This is a genomic window from Treponema sp. R8-4-B8, from assembly GCF_054786175.1.
In genome coordinates this window covers 327,372-347,252 of the sequence record NZ_BDHE01000489.1, presented here as the reverse complement: position 1 = coordinate 347,252, position 19,881 = coordinate 327,372, and the positions used below count along the sequence as shown (strand labels likewise).

The 19,881-nt window shown below is 42.0% G+C and carries 21 protein-coding genes and 5 tRNA genes; 22 read left to right on the top strand and 4 right to left on the bottom strand.

What is annotated here, in order from left to right:
* Positions 1–805, bottom strand: an 805-nt coding sequence (locus ACYVRA_RS16890) for a hypothetical protein (RefSeq protein ID WP_461253899.1), incomplete at its 3' end; no start/stop codon positions are given.
* A 63-nt stretch (positions 806–868) separates the two neighbouring features.
* Here ACYVRA_RS16890 and coaE point away from each other — a divergent pair.
* From coaE to ACYVRA_RS16870, 4 genes are all read left to right on the top strand, one after another.
* Positions 869–1,450 (top strand): dephospho-CoA kinase, encoded by a 582-nt coding sequence (coaE, locus tag ACYVRA_RS16885; protein ID WP_461253898.1) that lies wholly within the window; start codon positions 869–871, stop codon positions 1,448–1,450.
* A 2-nt stretch (positions 1,451–1,452) separates the two neighbouring features.
* Positions 1,453–2,151, top strand: a complete 699-nt coding sequence (locus ACYVRA_RS16880; RefSeq protein ID WP_461253897.1) for an SPOR domain-containing protein — start codon at positions 1,453–1,455, stop codon at positions 2,149–2,151.
* 323 nt (positions 2,152–2,474) lie between these two features.
* Positions 2,475–3,965, top strand: coding sequence for an SH3 domain-containing protein (locus ACYVRA_RS16875; protein WP_461253896.1), 1,491 nt, complete (start codon positions 2,475–2,477; stop codon positions 3,963–3,965).
* A 69-nt stretch (positions 3,966–4,034) separates the two neighbouring features.
* Entirely contained in the window at positions 4,035–5,144 is a 1,110-nt protein-coding gene (locus tag ACYVRA_RS16870) for an SH3 domain-containing protein (RefSeq protein WP_461253895.1), read from the top strand.
* A 92-nt stretch (positions 5,145–5,236) separates the two neighbouring features.
* Here ACYVRA_RS16870 and ACYVRA_RS16865 read toward each other — a convergent pair whose 3' ends face one another.
* Entirely contained in the window at positions 5,237–6,082 is an 846-nt protein-coding gene (locus tag ACYVRA_RS16865) for a hypothetical protein (RefSeq protein ID WP_461253894.1), read from the bottom strand.
* Positions 6,083–6,254: 172 nt separating this feature from the next.
* Between ACYVRA_RS16865 and ACYVRA_RS16860 the strand changes: the two genes are divergently transcribed.
* From ACYVRA_RS16860 to ACYVRA_RS16795, 14 genes are all read left to right on the top strand, one after another.
* The gene (locus tag ACYVRA_RS16860) at positions 6,255–6,578 is read left to right on the top strand and encodes a helix-turn-helix domain-containing protein (protein WP_461253893.1); all 324 of its coding nucleotides are present in this window, start codon (positions 6,255–6,257) and stop codon (positions 6,576–6,578) included.
* A 152-nt stretch (positions 6,579–6,730) separates the two neighbouring features.
* Entirely contained in the window at positions 6,731–6,967 is a 237-nt protein-coding gene (locus tag ACYVRA_RS16855) for a hypothetical protein (protein ID WP_461253892.1), read from the top strand.
* Between the two features lie 236 nt (positions 6,968–7,203).
* Positions 7,204–7,288: transfer RNA gene (locus tag ACYVRA_RS16850), tRNA-Ser, on the top strand.
* 153 nt (positions 7,289–7,441) lie between these two features.
* A tRNA-Ser gene (locus tag ACYVRA_RS16845) sits at positions 7,442–7,529 on the top strand.
* A 255-nt stretch (positions 7,530–7,784) separates the two neighbouring features.
* Positions 7,785–7,858: transfer RNA gene (locus ACYVRA_RS16840), tRNA-Arg, on the top strand.
* Between the two features lie 2 nt (positions 7,859–7,860).
* A complete protein-coding gene (gene pyrE, locus ACYVRA_RS16835; RefSeq protein ID WP_461253891.1) occupies positions 7,861–8,397 on the top strand; it encodes an orotate phosphoribosyltransferase in 537 nt (178 codons plus the stop codon).
* Positions 8,398–8,441: 44 nt separating this feature from the next.
* Positions 8,442–9,188: an RNA methyltransferase gene (locus tag ACYVRA_RS16830; protein ID WP_461253890.1), complete on the top strand. Its 747-nt coding sequence runs from the start codon at positions 8,442–8,444 to the stop codon at positions 9,186–9,188.
* 39 nt (positions 9,189–9,227) lie between these two features.
* Positions 9,228–9,788, top strand: a complete 561-nt coding sequence (locus ACYVRA_RS16825; protein WP_461253889.1) for a manganese efflux pump MntP — start codon at positions 9,228–9,230, stop codon at positions 9,786–9,788.
* Between the two features lie 44 nt (positions 9,789–9,832).
* A complete protein-coding gene (locus ACYVRA_RS16820; protein ID WP_461253888.1) occupies positions 9,833–10,771 on the top strand; it encodes a hypothetical protein in 939 nt (312 codons plus the stop codon).
* 198 nt (positions 10,772–10,969) lie between these two features.
* Positions 10,970–11,464, top strand: a complete 495-nt coding sequence (locus ACYVRA_RS16815) for a bacteriohemerythrin (protein ID WP_461253887.1) — start codon at positions 10,970–10,972, stop codon at positions 11,462–11,464.
* 104 nt (positions 11,465–11,568) lie between these two features.
* Positions 11,569–11,655: transfer RNA gene (locus tag ACYVRA_RS16810), tRNA-Ser, on the top strand.
* An 84-nt stretch (positions 11,656–11,739) separates the two neighbouring features.
* A tRNA-Ser gene (locus ACYVRA_RS16805) sits at positions 11,740–11,826 on the top strand.
* Positions 11,827–11,938: 112 nt separating this feature from the next.
* A complete protein-coding gene (locus ACYVRA_RS16800; RefSeq protein ID WP_461253886.1) occupies positions 11,939–12,160 on the top strand; it encodes a NifU family protein in 222 nt (73 codons plus the stop codon).
* 43 nt (positions 12,161–12,203) lie between these two features.
* Entirely contained in the window at positions 12,204–13,940 is a 1,737-nt protein-coding gene (locus tag ACYVRA_RS16795) for a YgiQ family radical SAM protein (protein WP_461253885.1), read from the top strand.
* Between the two features lies 1 nt (position 13,941).
* On the opposite strand, the gene ACYVRA_RS16790 is transcribed toward ACYVRA_RS16795, so the two are convergent.
* Positions 13,942–14,982, bottom strand: coding sequence for a tRNA dihydrouridine synthase (locus tag ACYVRA_RS16790; RefSeq protein WP_461253884.1), 1,041 nt, complete (start codon positions 14,980–14,982; stop codon positions 13,942–13,944).
* A gap of 131 nt (positions 14,983–15,113) precedes the next feature.
* On the opposite strand from ACYVRA_RS16790, the gene ACYVRA_RS16785 reads away from it, so the two are divergent.
* The 4 genes from ACYVRA_RS16785 (at position 15,114) to ACYVRA_RS16770 (ending at position 19,087) form a co-directional block, all read left to right on the top strand.
* A complete protein-coding gene (locus tag ACYVRA_RS16785) occupies positions 15,114–15,551 on the top strand; it encodes a response regulator (RefSeq protein ID WP_461253883.1) in 438 nt (145 codons plus the stop codon).
* Between the two features lie 173 nt (positions 15,552–15,724).
* Positions 15,725–16,768, top strand: coding sequence for an OmpA family protein (locus tag ACYVRA_RS16780; RefSeq protein ID WP_461253882.1), 1,044 nt, complete (start codon positions 15,725–15,727; stop codon positions 16,766–16,768).
* Between the two features lie 15 nt (positions 16,769–16,783).
* Positions 16,784–18,046, top strand: coding sequence for an OmpA family protein (locus ACYVRA_RS16775; protein ID WP_461253881.1), 1,263 nt, complete (start codon positions 16,784–16,786; stop codon positions 18,044–18,046).
* Positions 18,047–18,061: 15 nt separating this feature from the next.
* Positions 18,062–19,087: an ABC transporter substrate-binding protein gene (locus ACYVRA_RS16770; protein WP_461253880.1), complete on the top strand. Its 1,026-nt coding sequence runs from the start codon at positions 18,062–18,064 to the stop codon at positions 19,085–19,087.
* A gap of 17 nt (positions 19,088–19,104) precedes the next feature.
* On the opposite strand, the gene ACYVRA_RS16765 is transcribed toward ACYVRA_RS16770, so the two are convergent.
* Positions 19,105–19,863 (bottom strand): hypothetical protein, encoded by a 759-nt coding sequence (locus ACYVRA_RS16765; protein WP_461253879.1) that lies wholly within the window; start codon positions 19,861–19,863, stop codon positions 19,105–19,107.
* Between the last annotated feature and the right edge of the window lie 18 nt (positions 19,864–19,881).

The window sequence follows — 19,881 nt, the reverse complement described above, 5'->3', positions numbered from 1 at the left end:
TTATTGTTTCGCTTAACGTTTTAACTCTGTCCATGTATTTAATAATTGAATTTCCCGTCCTTCGGGAACGTATAATGTCATCTTCCATGGCGCTTGCGGTTTTTCCGTTTTCTTCTATCGTCTCGACAAGGGTATTGATATTTTTCGCCAGTATTTTATTGCCCAAAAGCGACGACGTATTAACGGAAAACGGTATGGCAAACGGAATTATCAAAGTGATTAATGCGGACGCAATAACTATCTTGTACAATTTAGTCCTGTCTTTGTACGTCCACAGTATAACAATCGTTACTAACGCGCAGATTGGAATTATCAAAATAAAAACTAAAAAAGCGGAAAGAGACAGCAGCATTTTTTGAAAAACTATAACGGAATACGCCCCTAGGAACATCCCTGATATTTTATTAAAAACACTGTCAATCGGGGCAAGAAATTCAAGGGGATTTACGGACGCTTCCGTAAAATAATTGCCTTTAACCTGAGCGGATTGCAAAACATTGATAACGCCGTTAATCGACTTCACAGCCGTCCAAATATCAAGAATCTGATGGGATTTCTCATTCAACGATTTTTGTGCGCCTTTTTCGGAGGTGGTTTCAGGAATTAAAAATGAAGCTACCTGCCCTCTGGTACGGGGTGAAGAAGCGGCTTCCGTTTTTTCATTATTTTCCTTACTATCTTTATTTTCATCAACAGCCTGAGTTTTCGCGTTATTTACCGACTGGCATGATATTAGACCAAAGACAAGCGAGCCGGCTCCGATTAATACAAACAAAATGGTAAAAATAAGATAATTTGCTCTCATACCTAATAATTATAGTATAAAAACGCGTATTTTGCCATGTCAATAATGCCGATTATAGGATAGATGATTATCGGGCTTACCGGAACTTACTGCGCCGGAAAAAACCATATTGCCGCTCTGCTTGAAGCGCGGGGGCTTCCTGTTCTGGATGTGGATAAACTTGCCTATCAGGTGCTGGAAAACGAAAAAAACGCGATTTTTGCCAAATTTGGCCCAGGCCTAATGAAAACCGACGGTTCCTTAGACAGACGGCTTTTAGGGCAACGCGTCTTCGGACAGCCTGAAAAACTTGCCGCCCTTGAAAATATCGTTCACCCCGCGGCAAACAGGCTTACGGACGAATGGATTAGCGCTCAAAATAACCACTGTGTGATAAACGCCGCCCTGCTCCACCGTTCCTCAGCTTTTCATAAACTTGACTTATTAATACTGGTGACAGCCCCATTATTAACGCGAATGTTTAGGGCGAAAAAACGGGACAGGCTTTCCTGGGGAGAGATACTAAAGCGGATAGCCAGTCAGAGGGATTTTAAGGCTCAATATTTATCAATAAACGCCGAAATTTATAAGGTAGAGAACTCGGGATTTTCCGGCCCCCGAAGGCTTAAACGCCGGATTGACAAGCTTATAGAGAGGATTAAATAATTATGGAAAAAGAAAAGAAAAAATTACTTTTAGTTGCCGTGTCTGTCGGAGTTTTTTTACTGGTAACAATTACAGTCGCCATTATCGTTCTAACGCCAAAAACACAGGAAACGCAATTTTCCACTTCAGTTCCCTATTCAAACGGAAGAGTACAAGTAACCCAACAGGACGATGTTCCTTCTCAAAATACGCCCTCTCAGCCAGCGGTTGTCAGTTCCGAGACTGACAAAAAAGACGGTGACAACTTGACAATCACAATACCAAGCCCAACAACGGCAGCCGTTCCTGATGTCGCGCAAATTAGCGAAACTCAAAAAAACAACGAGCGCCCGGCGGCAGTAGCAGTTAAACCGGCGGAGCCTGCTCCAACGGCAAAACCCGCCGCGTCAAAAACCACGACTACAGCAAAACCAAAAACATCAGCGATTACAAAACCCGCCGCGGCTAAAACTATAAATGACTTTTGGGTACAAACGGGCGCGTTTTCCGCGCAAGTAAGAGCCGAAGACGCCAGAGACCTCCTATCTACTAAGGGCATTACCTCGATTGTAGAAAACCGTGAGATTAACGGAAAAATCTGGTATCGCGTGCGCTTGGGGCCATACACGTCCGAAAGAGAAGCCAATCACTGGCTGGAAATCGTCAAGTTAATCGACGGCTTTAGCGATAGTCAGATAAGACAGACTGTTAGGACTAATTAAATTTTTTCTAAAAGATTTCACACTAAGATCACAAAGGTACAAAGAACACAAAGAGGGATAAGGGGTTATTGTCCGAAGGCTTTATATGAGCTTCACGATAAGATAACTAACAACAATCCCTGATTCCTCTTTGTGATCTTCTCTTACTTTGTGTTCTTTGTGTGAAATCTTTCGAATAAGATTTATGGCAAGTTTTTATACTTTCAACTTATTCAAAAAAGTAGTAATTTACTCACAATGAGCCTGAAAAATTCTCACTATTGTGATATATTAATTATAATAAGCCAAAAACCGTACATATTTATTAAAAAGGAGGTTTTTAGATGAATAAAATAATTAATATAAAAGCTAATTTAAGGATAGCGGGAATTATTGCTCTTGTCGCGGTAATCGGGTTTGCAATGATAGCTTGTAACAAAAAAGCGGACGCAAAAAAGGCGGAGGATGGCGGTTTGACCATTACCGGACTTGCGGATGCTCATCCGGGAGGCTGGGATAGTATCGACATTGACAACATCATCGAAGGAAATGGAAAGTTTGTCACCACAGGCGTTACATCGGGAGAAGATCGAATGCACACGATAGCCTATTCCGGTGACGGCAAAACATGGACAGCCGCAGACACCCCGTTCCCGACATTGTATGAATGGGGCAATAAGTACACTATCAAGCGTATCGTCTACGGAAACGGCAAGTTTGCCGCCTATGGCTCGCAGGAAACTGAGGAAGCCTATGGCGGCTGGGGCAGGAACTTCATGATGGCGTATTCCGAAGACGGCATAAAATGGAAAAAGGCCAACTATCCCTGGCCTGATGGAGCCAAACCCTCCGGGCTGATCTTTGGCAACGGCGTATTTGTACTGAGCGCAAACATTATTAATGAAGGCGGGCCTAACGGGGTCGATGAATACACGGGTCTGCTGATGGTTTCAACAGACGGCGTAACCTGGAAGGAAGTTAAAAACCCAATGTTAGACAAAACCAATATCCTCGACATAAAATTCGGCAACGGCATAATCGTTATAATCGGAAACAACTATAATGAGGACGTTATTGCGGTTTCCGCAGTTTCAGCAGACGGAGTAAACTGGACAACGAAGAAACAGTCCTTTCCCATCTTTAAACAATCAGAATCACCTCTCGCCTTTAGCGGGGGCAGATTCATTGCCTCTGCGTATGGCGATACCTACGGCAACCGCGTACTTGATCTGTTTTCAACCGACGGACTAAACTGGTTGGAGGATGGATCCTCCGCGCAAACTGCAAAACAAGGCGGAATTTATTACGCGACATCAAACTTGCGCTTAAGAAGCGAGCCGGATACAAGCAAAGACAATAGAATCGCGGGTGTTCCTCAAGGCAGCAAAGTTGAATTGCTCGAAACCGGTAAAACAGAAACAATAGACGGTATAACCGCGCCGTGGTTCAAGGTTAAAACCGCAGACGGAACTGTAGGCTGGCTCTTTTCCGGCTATTTAACGGAAACAGCCCCTGTATCATACGATTATTCAAAAATCTTAAAAGGCGATTTTTCTGATTTTGTCGGAACTTGGAAAAACAGTACTGGCCTCACTTTTCCGCTTGGAAAAGATGGCGCAGTTGGAGGATGGGGTGGGGAAAAAGTCTATAATATCAAGCTTGAAACCAATGGTTCTTATTCCTGGATTAGCGCCTCAGGTCAGGATGGCGCGAATATGGAGCTATATCCCGTTGGAATTGCCATCCCGGATATTCAATCAGATACAACAAAAGTTCGTATGCGCGGTTACAGTTATTCCCCTAATAAGAATGAAGATGTATATTATAGGGAATAAAAAAGTAAAACGAAAAAAAACAATGGGAAGTTTCTATTCACTGCCCATTCACGAAAAAAGGAGTAATGCATGTTTAAGAAAAAAATGGCAACTGTAATTGTCGGGATTGCGCTGGCGTTGGGAGCAGTCTTATTATTTTCCGCTTGTAACAAAAGCAAATCGGCGGCAACAGGCGGCACGGCAGGTTCGGCGGCAGACGATCAAGCCTTCGATTCTGCCAAGTACTCCGGGCTTTTAAAAGGAGATTTTTCCGTTGTTGCCGGAACTTATGTGAGCGAAAGTGGTGATAGAATCAAGCTTGACGCAAATGGAAGTATCCTCACACGTAAAGATGGTAAAAAGTTTGAGGCTACTGCTGCCACATATACGAATGTTGCGAATTGGAATAAAGCGTATTATTGGGGTAACTTTCCAGGCGGGGAGGCAAGAGGTTCTGATTTTGTTCTATGGCCTGTAGGAGTAGATATTTTCGCAGACGGTAAACTTGTTAAAACAGATAAGACAAAAGAGCGTTTAATCAGTCCTGATTTTATTGAGTTTGAAGGTTCTCCTAGCGCTTCTGAGTTACCGTCTAAATTATATTATCGGGAAACAAGCGGTACGACAGCTCCGTTTGAAACACCTGAAACACCGTATGAAATGCCGACTGAAGCACCGTTTCAAGCGCAGTTTGCTGGAACTTATGTAAATGCTGATGGTGATAAAAAACAGATTGAAGCAAATGGAGCGGTAAATGGATGCCGGTTTGTGGGTTTTTTTCTTTATACCGGCGGTATATATGAATTGCGTTATTGGATAGGACAAGATTACTCTTCTATAAATATAGTTCCTGTCGGGGTTGACGTTTATGATTGGGATGGCAAACTTCTTAAAACCGATAAAACAAAAATTCGTTTAAGTCCTTCTTCCAGGGCGAGTTCAAATGATGAATTATATTATCCGCAAACAAGCGGAATTTATTACGCGACAACAAATTTGCGCTTAAGAAGCGAACCGGACACAAGCAAAGACAATAGAATCGCGGGTGTTTCTCAAGGCAACAGAGTTGAATTGCTCGAAGTCGGTAAAACAGAAACAATAGACGGTATAACCGCGCCGTGGTTCAAGGTTAAAACCGTTGATGGAACTGAAGGCTGGCTTTTTTCCGGCTATTTAACGGAAACAGCCCCGGCAAATTGAAATACGCGCAAGTTATATTATTCTTGTAACTCCTCTTGGTCACGTCGCACAAGGCTGGGAGGCAAGGGGCTTGACTCTCGCGCGGTTGCCTGTTACTCTTGCGTTACGTAAAAGAACCGTTCTCCTGACGAAGTACTAAACCATAAAAAATAACCATTTCGATTATTAGTTTGTAATGCTTCAATCAAGGCATCATTACCCTTTGTTTTATTAGTACTATCCAATCCTATGCTATCAGCCACATTAGTAAATTTTGAAATTACGTCTGGGAAGCTCTGATTAGTATAGGTATTAGCTGCGGTATGACCTCTGGAAATTACACTGGCTCTTGCGACATCCTGATAAGATTTACCGCTGTAATTATTTGAAAGGTAAGTATACGTTGCAGAGTTGATATTATACACTTCCACGGTATAATAATTTGGGCCAGTTCCTGTCCGATTTACGTAAAAGAACCGTTCTCCTAACGAAGTACCAAACCATATAAAATAACCATTTCGATTATTAGTTTGTAATGCTTCAATCAAGGCATTATTACCCTTTGTTTTATTAGTACTATCCAATCCTATGCTATCAGCCACATTAGTAAATTTTGAAATTACGTCTGAGAAGCTCTGATTAGTATAGGTATTAGCTGCGGTATGACCTCTGGAAATTACACTGGCTCTTGCGACATCCTGATAAGATTTACCGCTGTAATTATTTGAAAGGTAAGTATACGTTGCAGAGTTGATATTATACACTTCCACTCGATACTTTCTACTTGTTTGATTTCCAGTACCTACATCTGGGTTTGTATTGCTTGTGTTGTTGTCACTGCCGCCTTTATCGTCACCACCGCCGTTATCGCACCCAATAATCCCAAACCCGATTACCGCCACGAGTGCGATAATTGCTATGCTTCGTATAGCTACAAACAGTTTTAATGCTTTTTTCATAGAAAACTCCTTTCGCGTTTAATGTCCGCGCGACAAAATTTGCCTATTGTTCAATATCCCGCTTTTTTTGGTTATTTTAGCCATAGATAGTACCAATAGTTCGATATTTGTATAGTAATGGAGCTAATAGAGCCTTGTCAATGCTTCTATATAAGTTAAAGTTACATTATGCATGACAGATATTAGGTCTTTATTGTCGAACAATATTAAAAAAAGAAGGGAATTTTTGGGGATTTCTCAGGCTACTTTAGCCGAAAGAGTGGAAACTTCTACTCATTATATTTCCCAGATTGAGCGAAAAACCAAGTTTCCCTCATCCGATATGCTGGAACGTATCGCTATTGCTCTTGAATTTGACACTCCAGAACTGTTTTCTGTTGTTCCTTTTCCGCCAGAGGCTATAAAAGAGTTCCAAGATGGTGTAAAAGCTGATATTTCTTCTCTTGAGAGTAGATTAGAAACACTTATGCGGTCGAAAATATGCACGCAACTATGATACCACTTTTTTTATTACAGCTAGAAGATGTATGTCTAATAAAATTCTTGAGTACAGGGCAATCCGGCGTTGCCAGAATGTTTAGGAGTTTTGCCAAAGGGAAAATTACAGTTTTTATTTGTTTTTTTCATTTGTTAATGAAGAGAGAAAACATGACAAGAAAACCGACTGATGAAGAAGCATGGGCGCTCCAAAAAATGTGGACGGAAAATCCGCCAGAATTAATGGAAGGCGATGGACCTTTGACCCGCCGTCGGGACTTGCTTCGCCTTCTTGATGATGTAAGCGCCAATTATATACTGACAATATCCGAGCGCGAGCATAAAACCCCCTCACAAGTAGTAGGCGACATGGTACGAGAAAAAGTAATGATACCAACCACTGCTTAAAAGAAGACAGGCTGGTTAAAAACCAAATATAATAAAACGACTGGAGATGTGATACTAATATCGCTCTTGGAGACGCTTAGCGACTCCTTCGAGATGCGCTTTAATTTATAGGTATTTTATAGGGATTTGACAAAAAATAGTGAGTATACTAACCTTGACCCACCCCCTAAATTCTGCTATTATTCCAATACTGGACAAACGCCCTAATTTTGTGTTTAATTAAGCCAGACATCTTTGGAGCGGTGTCCGAGTGGTTGAAGGAGGCGGTCTTGAAAACCGTTGTGCCGCAAGGTACCGGGGGTTCGAATCCCCCCTGCTCCGGATAAAAAAAACGCTTGCGCGTTTTTTTTATTTTTCTTCAAGCTCAAAGTTGGGGATTCGAATCCCCCCTGCTTTGGAAACGGCATAAATTTCCATTACGGAAGAGCGTCGGGTTATTTAAAAAATTAACAGCTATAAAAAGCTGTACTCTTTGGAGCGGTGCGAGAGTGGCCGAATCGGGCTCCCTGCTAAGGAGTTGTGCCCCGAAAGGGTACCGGGGGTTCGAATCCCCCCTGCTCCGGACGGTATTAAAAATACCGAATAAAATCCTTATTAAGGATTAATTATTTATTACAGAACTATTGGGGGATTCGAACCGAAGCGTTGCTGTAATAAATCCAAGGCGTAAGCCTTGCTTGAAAAATTCCGGCGCATTGATGCGCCGGGCAACGCGTAGGCGGGGGTGGAAGGAGCTGACAGGATGTCAGCGACTGGAACCCCGAATCCCCCCTGCTCCGAATTACTGAATTGGGCACTTCGACCCCATTGTCAATTAGAGGCTGTAGCTCAGCTGGATAGAGTATCAGATTGCGGATCTGATGGTCGCACGTTCAAATCGTGTCAGCCTCAAAATGAATAAAGATGAATTGGCTGTTGAAATTTATAAAAAAGCGCACTTGACAGGCGATTTTTTGTTACGCTCGGGGCAAAGATCAAATGAATATTTTGACAAGTATTTGTTTGAATCTGACCCTCAATTATTAATGGCAATAATTAAAGAAATGAAAATGCTCATTCCTAAAGATACGGAATTGCTCGCCGGGCTGGAAATGGGCGGGATTCCTTTGGTTACCGCGCTTTCAATTGAGACAGGCATGGTTTGCGCGTTTGTGCGTAAAAAAGCGAAAGAATACGGAACTTGTAAAATAGCGGAAGGCGGCGAAATTTCCGGCAAAAAAATCTGCGTAATAGAAGACGTGGTAACAACTGGCGGGCAGATAATAAAAAGCGTTCAGGAATTAAGAGACAGGGGCGGCATCGTTGAAAATGTCTTATGCGTTATTCAAAGAAATCCCGACGCGACAGAAATATTGGCAAAAGAAGGATTGGCTCTTAAGCCTGTTTTAACAATGGAATATATAAACGAAGCGGCGGGAAAAGTAAAATAGTTTACGGTTATCGGTCGGCTTAAAAAAATATGATATAATAACGAATGTTTTTGCAGGACATAAAAATAATTCTTTGCAGAGCGTCAGACGCGGGTAATATAGGAGCGGTCTGCAGAGCGATGAAAAATATGGATCTTACGGAATTAAGGCTTGTCATTGATAACACGGACACAGAGGCGGCTCAGCCGCAGTATATGGAAAAAATCCGTGTAAGGGCGGTTCACGCCAAAGACATTTTGGAAAAAGCTAAAATTTTTAATAACTTAAATGACGCGATTAAAGACTGTTCGATAGTGATAGGAACCACCCGAAGACGCGGGCAACATCGAAAAAACGCCTCCATGACACCTCACGCTCTTGCCGCCTGGCTTGCGGAGCGCCCCGGTCCAGCGGCTGTCGTTTTTGGCAACGAGCGTACAGGTCTTGAAGAGTCAGAGTTGGAACTTTGCAATATTGCCTCTCATATACCTGTCTCTGACATACAGCCTTCGCTCAATTTGTCCCACGCGGTGCAGATTTACGCCTATGAATTTTTTCTGGCTCTTAAGCCGCAGCTTCAAGTCAAGGGAGAGTGGACAGCTATGAACCAGAGCGAAGTCTGCGCCCTTGTTGAAAAAATTACTGATACTCTCGCAAGTCTTGGTTTTTACAGGCATCCAAACCGCGAGGAGCAGACCCGTTTTTTGCGCGACATAATTTCACGCGCCGGAGCTATGGAAAGTGAAGGGGAATATTTAAAAGATATTTTTTTAAAAGCGGCTAAACTGGGGAAAACGCGAAATAATGAGTAAATTTCCCGCTTTTATGGTTTAATTATAGAAGGAAAGATTATGAGCTTATTTGAAATTATTTTAATCGCCGTGGGACTGTCAATGGACGCGTTTGCGGTATCAATCACATTGGGTTTATCCGTAGAAAAACCAAGGGCGAGGGAAATAATTACGCCCGGCGTCTTTTTCGGTTTTTTTCAGGCGCTTATGCCAATAATAGGATATTTTGCCGGAACTTATTTCGCGGAAAAAATACAAAAGTTTGAACATTGGGTTGCTTTTATTTTGCTAGGCATTATCGGCGGAAACATGATAAGGGAGAGCCTGTCAAAAGAAGAAGAAGAAGCGAATAAAGATTCTTTTCAATTTATAAAAATGCTGGTTTTGGCAATAGCCACAAGCATTGACGCGTTGGCAGTAGGAGTAACATTCGCTTTCTTTAAAATAAATATTTTTATAGCGGCAATAATAATAGGCTCGATAACTTTTTTTATATCAATTGCGGGCGTAAAAATAGGAAATATTTTCGGGGCAAAATATAAATCAAAAGCGGAATTTATCGGCGGCGCTATTCTTGTGTTATTAGGGATAAAGATTTTAATTGAGCATTTGTTTTTTTAGGTAATTGAATAAAATCGCAAATTATGTCATCATAAACATTAACTATGAAAAAAATAATTATTCTGTCTTTATTAGCATCGTTTGCGTTTTTCTCCTGTAAGCAAAAAGAGCCTAATATTTACATCGTTGGTTTTAATGATGACAATGCCGTGTATTGGCTGAACGGAGAACTTTCAGTATTGCCAAAATTGGGTGAAAAAGCAATGGCGACTTCTGTGGCGGTTTCAGGCTCTGATGTGTATATCGCGGGTTATGACGGAGATGAAGCCGTATATTGGCTAAACGGAGATAGAAAAACGCTATTAAGTCAGGATAAATCAAGGGCGGCTTCAATTGCGGTTTCAGGGTCTAATGTGTACATTGCCGGGTGGAATTTTAATGAATCGCAACGATACGCGGTTTATTGGTTAAATGGAGAGCAAACGGCATTGCAAAAATCAGGTCAATCGGCGGCATATTCAATTTCTGTTTCCGGCTCTAACGCTTATATCGCGGGTTATGACGGAGACGATGCCGTATATTGGCTAAACGGAGAAAAGAAAGTATTGCAAAAAGCAAGTGAAGAAGCAATGGCATATTCAATTTCTGTTTCGGGTAACAATGTGCGCGTTGCGGGATGGGACGCGAGCGACGCCATTTGCTGGCTAAACGAAGAACGAATAGTGCTGTCAAAATCCGGTGAAATCGCGGAGACAGTTTCAATTTTTACTTCAGGCTCAAAGATATACATTACAGGATCGGATGGAGAATTGGGAAAATGGAACGCCGTATATTGGCAAAACGGGAAACAAAAAATATTATCAAGTCCCGATAAATTCGCGGGGACGACTTCAATCGCTGTTTTAGGATCAAACATTTATATTACCGGATGGAATTATAATGGTACGGAACAGGACGCCATATATTGGCTAAATGGAAAGCGAATAATACTGCCAAAATCAGGAGTAACCGCGTCGGCATCCGCGATTGTAGTGGTAAGGTAGAAAGGCGCATAGAAAATATTGTTTAAATCCAGTATACGAAACAATCAATATCATAATAATAAAACTTTTTCCAAAAAAAGATACCATGCCTTTTAATAAACTTTTTCTTTATTTATTAATGATATAGATATATAATGAAAAATTAGCAAACACATTATAATAAATTGATCTGTATATGACATTATTAGGAGGCATAAAATGGAAGCTAAATCAGCGGCTGCACTCCCGCAGTCCAAAAATCATGTTGCATGGTCTAACACATATTCAATGGGAGTAAAATTAATTGACGACCAACACAAGGGGCTTATAGATTTTGTAAACGATTTATTTAATCATGCCAGCGGAAACGAAGATTCGGAACGGGCTTATTTCGCGTTAGTTATTCAACAGGCGGTTCAGTATATAAAAGAACATTTTAAAGCGGAAGAAAAATTAATGATAGGAACCAAATTCCCCGGCTATGCGGCACATAAAAAGGTTCACGATGAATTTACGCTGACGGTTGTAAAGAGCGTAAAAGACTTTGAATCAGGAAAGCGATTGGTTCTTGAGAAATTCGCCTATTTTCTTAAAGATTGGGTTTTAACGCACATAGCCGTAATGGACAGACAATATGCGGATTATTTCAGAAAAATCGCCACCCGCAAGGCTGACGGGAAACTGAGTATTACAAAGGCGGATATAGCAAACTAAACAGATTTTCATAAAACGCCCTCCCCTTGACACAAGCTTATTCCCTAGTTACAGTAAATAAGTTCTACAGGGAACATCGCCGTTATGGCAAATAGTTCCCAACCGGAGAGATGCGAGAGCGGTTGAATCGGGCGGTCTCGAAAACCGTTGTGTCCGCAAGGACACCGAGGGTTCGAATCCCTCTCTCTCCGTTGCTCAAAAATCCTACGGATTTTTGAGCTTAGGAGATTGGAGGGATTCGAACAATGAACCCTACTTTTTCCAGCAGATGTTAAGGAGAGATGACCGAGCGGCCGAAGGTGTACGATTGGAAGTCGTATGTACCCGGAAGGGTACCGAGGGTTCAAATCCCTCTCTCTCCGTTGCTAAAAAATCTTGCAGATTTTTTAGCTTAGGAGTTTTACTTCGTAAAACTCCACTTTGGCAGTGGGAGTGATTTGAACTGTAGCGTAACCTACAAAGGAGTGAGTATATATGGAAGAACAAGTAAGAGCCGCGTTAGAAAAGGTACGGCCACCTTTACAGGCTGACGGCGGAGACGTTGAGTTTGTCTCTGTAGACAATGAAGGAATAGTCTCGGTTAAACTTACCGGGGCCTGCGGTCACTGCCCGATGTCTCAGATGACCCTTAAAATGGGAATCGAAAATTACCTCAAAAAGGAAATACCCCAAGTCAAAGCCGTCGTCGGTATCTAAACCGGACGATTCCTTTCAAGTCAGTTCGCCGCAAAGCAACTCGTTGCAAGGCAGTAAACTGCCCGGCTGCTTGTTGCCAGTTTGCCGCCGCGACATGGATGAGCGCGGCTGGAAAGAGTGTGACTTCATCTTTGTTTCAGGCGACGCCTATGTTGACCACCCTTCTTTCGCGGCGGCGCTTTTGTGCCGCGTGTTGGAAGCGGCGGGTTTTCGCGCCGGAATAATTCCTCAACCTGACTGGAAAAATCCCTCATCGTATACCGTATTGGGAAGGCCGCGTCTGGCTTTTTTAGTCGGCGCGGGCAACATGGACTCCATGGTTGCTCATTACACCGCCGCAAAGCGTAAACGCTCCGATGACGCGTATTCGCCGACAGGAAAAAACGGCCTGCGCCCCGACCGCGCCACGTTGGTTTATGTCGAGGGGATCAGGCGCGCGTATAAGGATGCGCCGGTAATTATCGGGGGAATTGAGGCAAGCCTCCGCCGATTTGCCCATTATGATTACTGGTCTGACACAGTGCGCCGGTCGATTCTACTTGATTCAAAAGCGGATATTCTTGTCTTTGGAATGGGAGAAAAGCCGCTGCTAGGAATAGCGCGCCGGTTAGCGAAAGGTGAAGCAATCGGCAGTATAAGTGATGAGAGGGGAACTTGCGTCCGTGTTCATGGAAGAGCCGCTATCGATAAATGGAAAGATGTATGTTTTCTGCCCAAGTATGAAGCGGTAAAAGAAAAAGACGAGACTTCGTTACGCGCCTATGCCGAGCATTTTATGATACAGAAACAAAACGCCGATCCTTTAACCGCAAAGCCTCTGGCGGAAGAAAACGACGGTAATCGCTGGGTTATTCAAAATCCCCCCGCTTTGCCCCTTTCAACCAAAGAACTGGATAATTTATACGAGCTTCCCTTTACGCGCAAAGCCCACCCAATGTATGACGCGCAAGGCGGCATTGACGCGTTAAAAGAAGTTTCCTTTTCGCTGGTTTCAAGCCGCGGCTGTTTTGGCGGCTGTTCTTTTTGCGCGATTACCAGTCACCAGGGGCGCTCCGTCGTAGGCCGCAGCAAGGAAAGCCTTCTCCGTGAAGCGCACACTCTTGCCGCGCATTCCGACTTTAAAGGATACATCCACGATGTGGGCGGCCCTACCGCCAATTTTTTCAGACCAGTTTGCGAAAAGCAAGAGCGCGGCGATTTTTGCGTAAACAGGGAATGTCTGTATCCGCAACCCTGCTCCAAATTAAAAGCGGATCACAATCAATATTTAAAAACATTAAAAACTTTGCGCGAAATCCCCGGCATTAAAAAAGTTTTTATCCGCTCCGGCCTGCGCTTCGATTTTATTCAGCATGATAAAAAACACGGAAAAGAGTTTTTAGAAACCTTGTGCCAATTCCATGTCAGCGGCCAGTTAAAAGTCGCGCCGGAACATATCTGCGCGAATGTGCTGGAAGCGATGGGCAAATGCCCCCACTCAAGTTATGAAGATTTCAGAAAAGATTTTACTGCCATAAACAAGCGGCTCGGTCTGAAACAGTACCTGCTGCCTTATTTTATAACATCCCACCCCGGCGCGGGCATGAAAGAAGCGGAAGAACTTTCCCAGTACTTAAAAAAAACTCGCTTCGCCCCCGAACAAACTCAGGACTTTTATCCCACTCCGGGAACCATGTCTACCGTGATGTACCATACAGGACTTGATCCTCGGACAATGAAGCCGATTTATGTCGCTAAAGGAGACAGGGAACGTCGCAAGCAGAAAGAGTTGATTCATTAAATTATTCCTCATTCATTTTAAAATACCCTTTCCAAACCATCTCAATGCCGGACAGAGTTTTTTCCCTGTTTAATTGCGTTTTCAAATAATTACCCCATTTTAGGTTGTCGCAGAAAAAACCGAAAAAGCGCATGGCTCTGGAAAAATGAAAATCGTGCGGTTGGTATTGGGATAAGAGTTCTAAAAAACGAAGCCCTATTTCTTCGATATTCGGGACAGAGCTCAAACCTATGGGCATAGCATCCCCAGGGACAGAACTCAAATTTGGGGGCAAAGCTTCTCCGGAGACAGAAGTCACATTCTGGGACAGAGTTCCCTTGGGGACATAATTCGCGCCTTCAAGCTTTCGCGCCTTAGCAAAAATCCACGGATGACGCGCCGCCGCCCGCCCAATCATAACCGCGTCGCATGAGCCGTCTGTCGCCCGGCGGACAATCTCCTCGGGGGAGGATATATCCCCGTTTCCGGCTACCGGGATTTTCAATTCCTGCTTTAGCCGCCCTACATACTCCCAGCGGGCAAGGCGTTTGAATTTTTCCTTTACTAACCGGGGGTGCAAGGTAATAAGTTCTACCCCTTCAGCCTCAAGACGGCGGCAGAAACGTACCAAATAATCAAAATCATCTTTGTAACCTACGCGTAATTTTACGCTTAGTCGGCGCTTAATAAGCGGCCTAATATGGGAAATTAACTCTCCTGAGCGGTCTATCGAGGCCATCCATGCGGCTCCAGCGCCTGTTTTTCGTATCAAAGGGGCGCTACAACCCATATTTATGTCGATTCCGGCGCATTCTAGCCTGTCCAGAAGGGTTACGGCGTTGGAAATTTGCCCAATATCCGAGCCGACGACTTGAAAAACTACCTTTTCGGGCTTTGGAGCGGCATCTATGTACCATTTTTCATAGGGACCGCCTGAAAAAAGGGCGCCGGCGCTTATCATTTCGGAAAAATAGGCGTCACAGCCCCCAAAATCCTCGATAAGCTCCCTAAATGCCCTATGGCTTATTTCAGCCATGGGCGCAAGATAAAAAGGCACGCTCATTGACATTCTCCAAATTTATTGTTAAACTAGCTTTATTGAAAGTTTTTCACTAAAGATGAATAATTAATGCTTTCAATGCTTGACTATTTTTAAAATATATCATATTATTTTAAACAAGAGGAGCGTACAGGATGATAGCAAAGACTGATATGCCTAATATCAATGAGAAAACCGCTGAAGGAATAAAGCCGGAAGGTGTGCCTTACCGCGTACTGGTTGTTGACGACTCAATGTTTATTGCAAAACAGTTAGGTCAGATTTTCACATCAGAAGGTTTTGATGTAGCGGACACAGCCGCCGACGGAGCGCAAGGTGTAGAAAAATATAAAGCTTTACATCCAAACATTGATTTGGTTACCATGGATATTACCATGCCGGTTATGGATGGCGTTTCCGCATTGGAAAAAATTCTCGAATTTGACAAGAATGCCAATGTAATGATGGTAAGCGCGTTGGGTAAAGAAGATGTAGTAAAAAAGTGCCTTTTAATGGGAGCAAAGAGCTACATCGTAAAGCCTTTGGACAGAAAAAAGGTTTTGGAAAGGGTTGTTTCCGTACTAAAGCGGTAGTATCTAATCAAAAAAAATAATCTCAAATTACAAGTGAAGGCGTATTGTCTTCACTTGATTTTTATGAATAAAATAACAAACCTCAATCGCTAGTTAGTAAGAATATTACTAATTGCAAAAGTATATTTGACGAATTTTGTTTTTATGTTATAATAATACATAAGAGGAGAGGAATGAGACTGCCAAAAGAAAATACAATAAAAGTTATTAAAATTTTTTTGCTTCAAGTGATTTTCTTAATATCATTAAACAGGCTATACGCTCAAACGGAATTTCCCGCAGGGGATTTTTGGGCGTTAGACGCGGGACTTGGGATGAGCGGTATCCTTGTAGACGGATACTCTTTTCAATTAGTTATTGATCCAAAACTCTGGCTTTCGCCGCCGTTAATGGTTGGCGCTAGAGTCGGCATTAATTACAGCGCCGAAGAAGGAAAAGATAAAAGCAATATTCTTACATTTGAAGGACAGGTTTACATGCGTTGGAACTTCCTGCGGCTTGGCAAAAATGAAAATAAAAAAGTGGATGTTTTTGCCCAGTTGGGATTAGGTTTGATTTCGGCGTACAGGGGATGGGACAGCGAGGTTTTTAAAGATGTAACAAGAACGCGGGGATCATTGCTTGCTGACGGAGGGATAGGGGTTACAGTACCGCTGACTGAAAGATGGCATATTGAGGCTATGGGCAGGGGCGGGTATCCTCATCTTTATGGGGCTTCCATTATAGCCGGGTATAAATTCCCACTGCCGGAAAAAGGTAAATATCAAAAAGAGGTAGAAAAAGTAGAAGTCGTAAAAACAATGCAGCCAAACGATATTATTAAAATAATAAAAATTACTTCTATTGAATTCATAATATTCGGACCGGACATCGGAAGTTATAACGTAGGAATTGATCACGATGCACAAGAGCTTAATGAGCTAATAATCAATGAAATTGCGAAGGAATTAAAAGAGAATCCCGATTACCGCGTAAGGCTTGAAGGACATGCCAATCCCTACACGATTAATCACAGCGAAGCGGAAGACTTAATGGCCCTTAGCGCCCTGCGGTCAAATACGGTAGCGCAACAGCTTAGGCAAAGAGGCGTAAGCGACGATCAAATGGTTATCATCGCTTATGGCGGCACAAGAAACGCTACAAGCACATGGAATGACAGGAACAGAAACCGCCGCGTTGAGTTAATAGTTATCCAAGTTGACCTTGACCAAAAGTAAGAAGGAAGGTATACGATGAAAAATAAAACGGTAATATTGATTTTTAGTTTAATTGCTTTTGTTTCTATTTACTTTACAGCCTGCCAAAATCAGATTATTGAAACATGGTGGAAAGAAGAACCTGATTATATTCCATTATATAAATATATACCTCAGGTAACCTACGATACAATAGTTCAAGAAAAGATTGTCTATCAAACTGTTTTTGAACAGCTTCCGCCGGAGACTGTCTATGAAACAGTCTACGTTGATAAACCTGTCTATCAAATTGTTTATGAGAAACTTCCTCCAGAAGTGATCTATGAACAACTTCCTCCGGAAAAAATTTATGAAACGGTAGAAGTTGTAAAAACAGTTTATCAAGATGTAATACAATATATACAAACACCGCCGGATAAAGACTCAATAATAGAATGGCTTTCAAACCCTGCAAATGAAGATGATGTTAAAGAAATAGTAAAAAAAATCAAAGAACTTTATCCAGACGCATTTACTGAATATGTTGATGTACCGGTTCCCCCTGAAATAATTTATCAAGAGGTCGAGGTTATAAAGACAGTTTATCAGAATGTTACAGAATATATACAAACGCCGCCTGATAAAGACTCAATAATCCAATGGCTTAAAGACCCGGCGAATAAAAATGATGTTGAAGAAATAATAAAAGAAATAAAAGATTTGATTCCTGAAGACGTGATCAAAGAAATAATAAAAGAAATTCCACCAAAAGATATAATGGAGTATCTTACTGATGAGCAAATTCAATACATTGTAAGCCAACAGCCGTCGCATATGATTCTTCAAAGCATAAGAATTATCGGTATTGAATATGTTATATTTGCGGGCGATTCGTCAGTAGTGAACGGTCCTCACGGTCCGAATGCCAACACCAATCTTACTGATCAGGAAAAAGCCTTTAATTCGTCAACCATTAAAGAAATGGCGCAACAACTGGAAGATCATCCAAGTTATCTTATTATGCTTCACGGCCATGCTAATCCTACTCTATTTACGGAAGGAGAAACTGTCGAATTATCACAATTAAGCAATGACAGGGCAAATGACGTAAGGCGGGTACTCATGGCTGAATATAACGGAATAAACGGGGAGAACCCTATAAATTACACTAATCCCAGTGATAATCCCGATTTAAAAGATCGCGTATCTTGCAGCGGTTATGGCGGCGAAAAGGTTCTTTTTGGGAATAATACGGCATACACGGCGCTTAACCGCCGCGTTGAAATGATACTTTTTGAAATTGTCACAACAGAGGAATAAAATCAGGAGAAACGCATGAAAAAGTTTATTTGTTTATTAATAGTAACCGCGGCAATTCCGTTTGTTTTTGCCTCGGGCGGTACAGATTCCGGCTCAAAAAATAAAATAGTAATTTATACTTCTATGTATCAAGACGTTATTGATTCCGTGAAAACGGAATTAAAAAAGAAATTCCCAAAACTAAACGTAGAATTTGTTTATGGCGGAACCGGCACTCTGGAAAATAAAATCTCTAAAGAACGCTCAGGCGGCAGATTGGGTTGCGATATAATAATGACAGCGGATCCCGCGTATTCGCTTGAATTAAAAGACGCGGGAATACTTCATCCTTTTATTTCCAAAGAGGCTTCCAATCTGGCGTTTGATTATGACAAGGACGGTTACTGGTATCCGGTGCGTATCAGTAACATGGTGCTGGCGTATAATCCTGATAAATATTTAAAAAATAACCTTCCCGATTCTTTCCGCTCTTTTGCTTTTGACTCAAAAGTAGCCGGAGCTATTTCCATGCGAAACCCCCTTGTCTCCGGTACCACTATGGCGGCGGCAACGGCGTTAAAAGACAAGTACGGTTATGAGTATTTTGAAGCTCTTGGAAAACAAAGAGTGGCTATTGACTATGGTTCTGATGAAACTATAAGAAAACTGGAAGCGGGCGAGTGCAAAATCGCGATGATCCTTGAAGAATCAATTTTAAATATACGCGAAAAAAATAAATCAAAATTGGAAGTAATATACCCCACAGACGGCGCCATTGTTATTCCGTCTCCGATTATGCTCATCAATAACAAATGGAGTGCCAATAAAAATACAAAGGCGGCGGAAGAAATTGCCAACTGGTTTTTAAGCGCCGACGGGCAAAACGCCATTGTATCAGGCTGGATGCATTCCGTAAGGGTGAATTTTGACAGGATTCCCTACGACTCAAAACCTGTCAGTGAAATCCGCGCTAACAGCATTCCCGTAATCTGGGAAAATGTTTACAAACAAAGGACGGATATTCAGCGCAGATTTGAACAGTATTTAGCTAACAGAAAATAAAAGTACTGTCGCCGGCTTTAATATTTTATATCCTGCATTAACCATCTGATTTCGGGATTATCAACCGTTATTGAGTAAGACGAGTCCCCGGTAGTCGTGTAGGTTTCACTTTTACAAATCGTATTCCATCCGGCTTTTAACGACAGATTAAATTTATTGAATGTATACTTTAACTCCGTATTTTCCTTCTTTCCCGCGGAAATTGTACAATCAACGTTTACATAAATGTAATAAACATACTCTCCGGTAAGCGACGCTAGCGTACCGTAGAATCCTTCATTAATTATACCTTCACTTGGCATTGAAGTATCATCATCGTATTTAGTGACAAGCGTAATTAAATTACCTTTAACATTTGACAGATTAACCGTTATATTACCGTCACCGGACCATTCATTAAAATAATGCATAAGCAAATCATCGCTATTAAGCAAATAACTTTCGTCTAATTTATTAACGCTGAAACTTAACTTCCCTTCTTCAACTTTACCCGAACCTACTTTTTGAAAGGCATAGTTTTGAGGAGAATCAGCGTATTTCATAACAATAACATCAACATCGCGATTGTCCTCAAATTTTAAATACATCTGGCTTATTTTTCCCGTATTATAATTGGGTACCCACACCTGTTCGCCTGAAATATTAAGCGTATCACCAAAATATACTGATACGCTATCAATACCGTTATCAGGCGTGGTATCAACACAGGTTACAGTTAAAAGCGTTATTATCGCCGTCAGGATAAAAAACAATTTGTTCTTTATAAAAATTTTCATATAGCACCTCTTTACAAC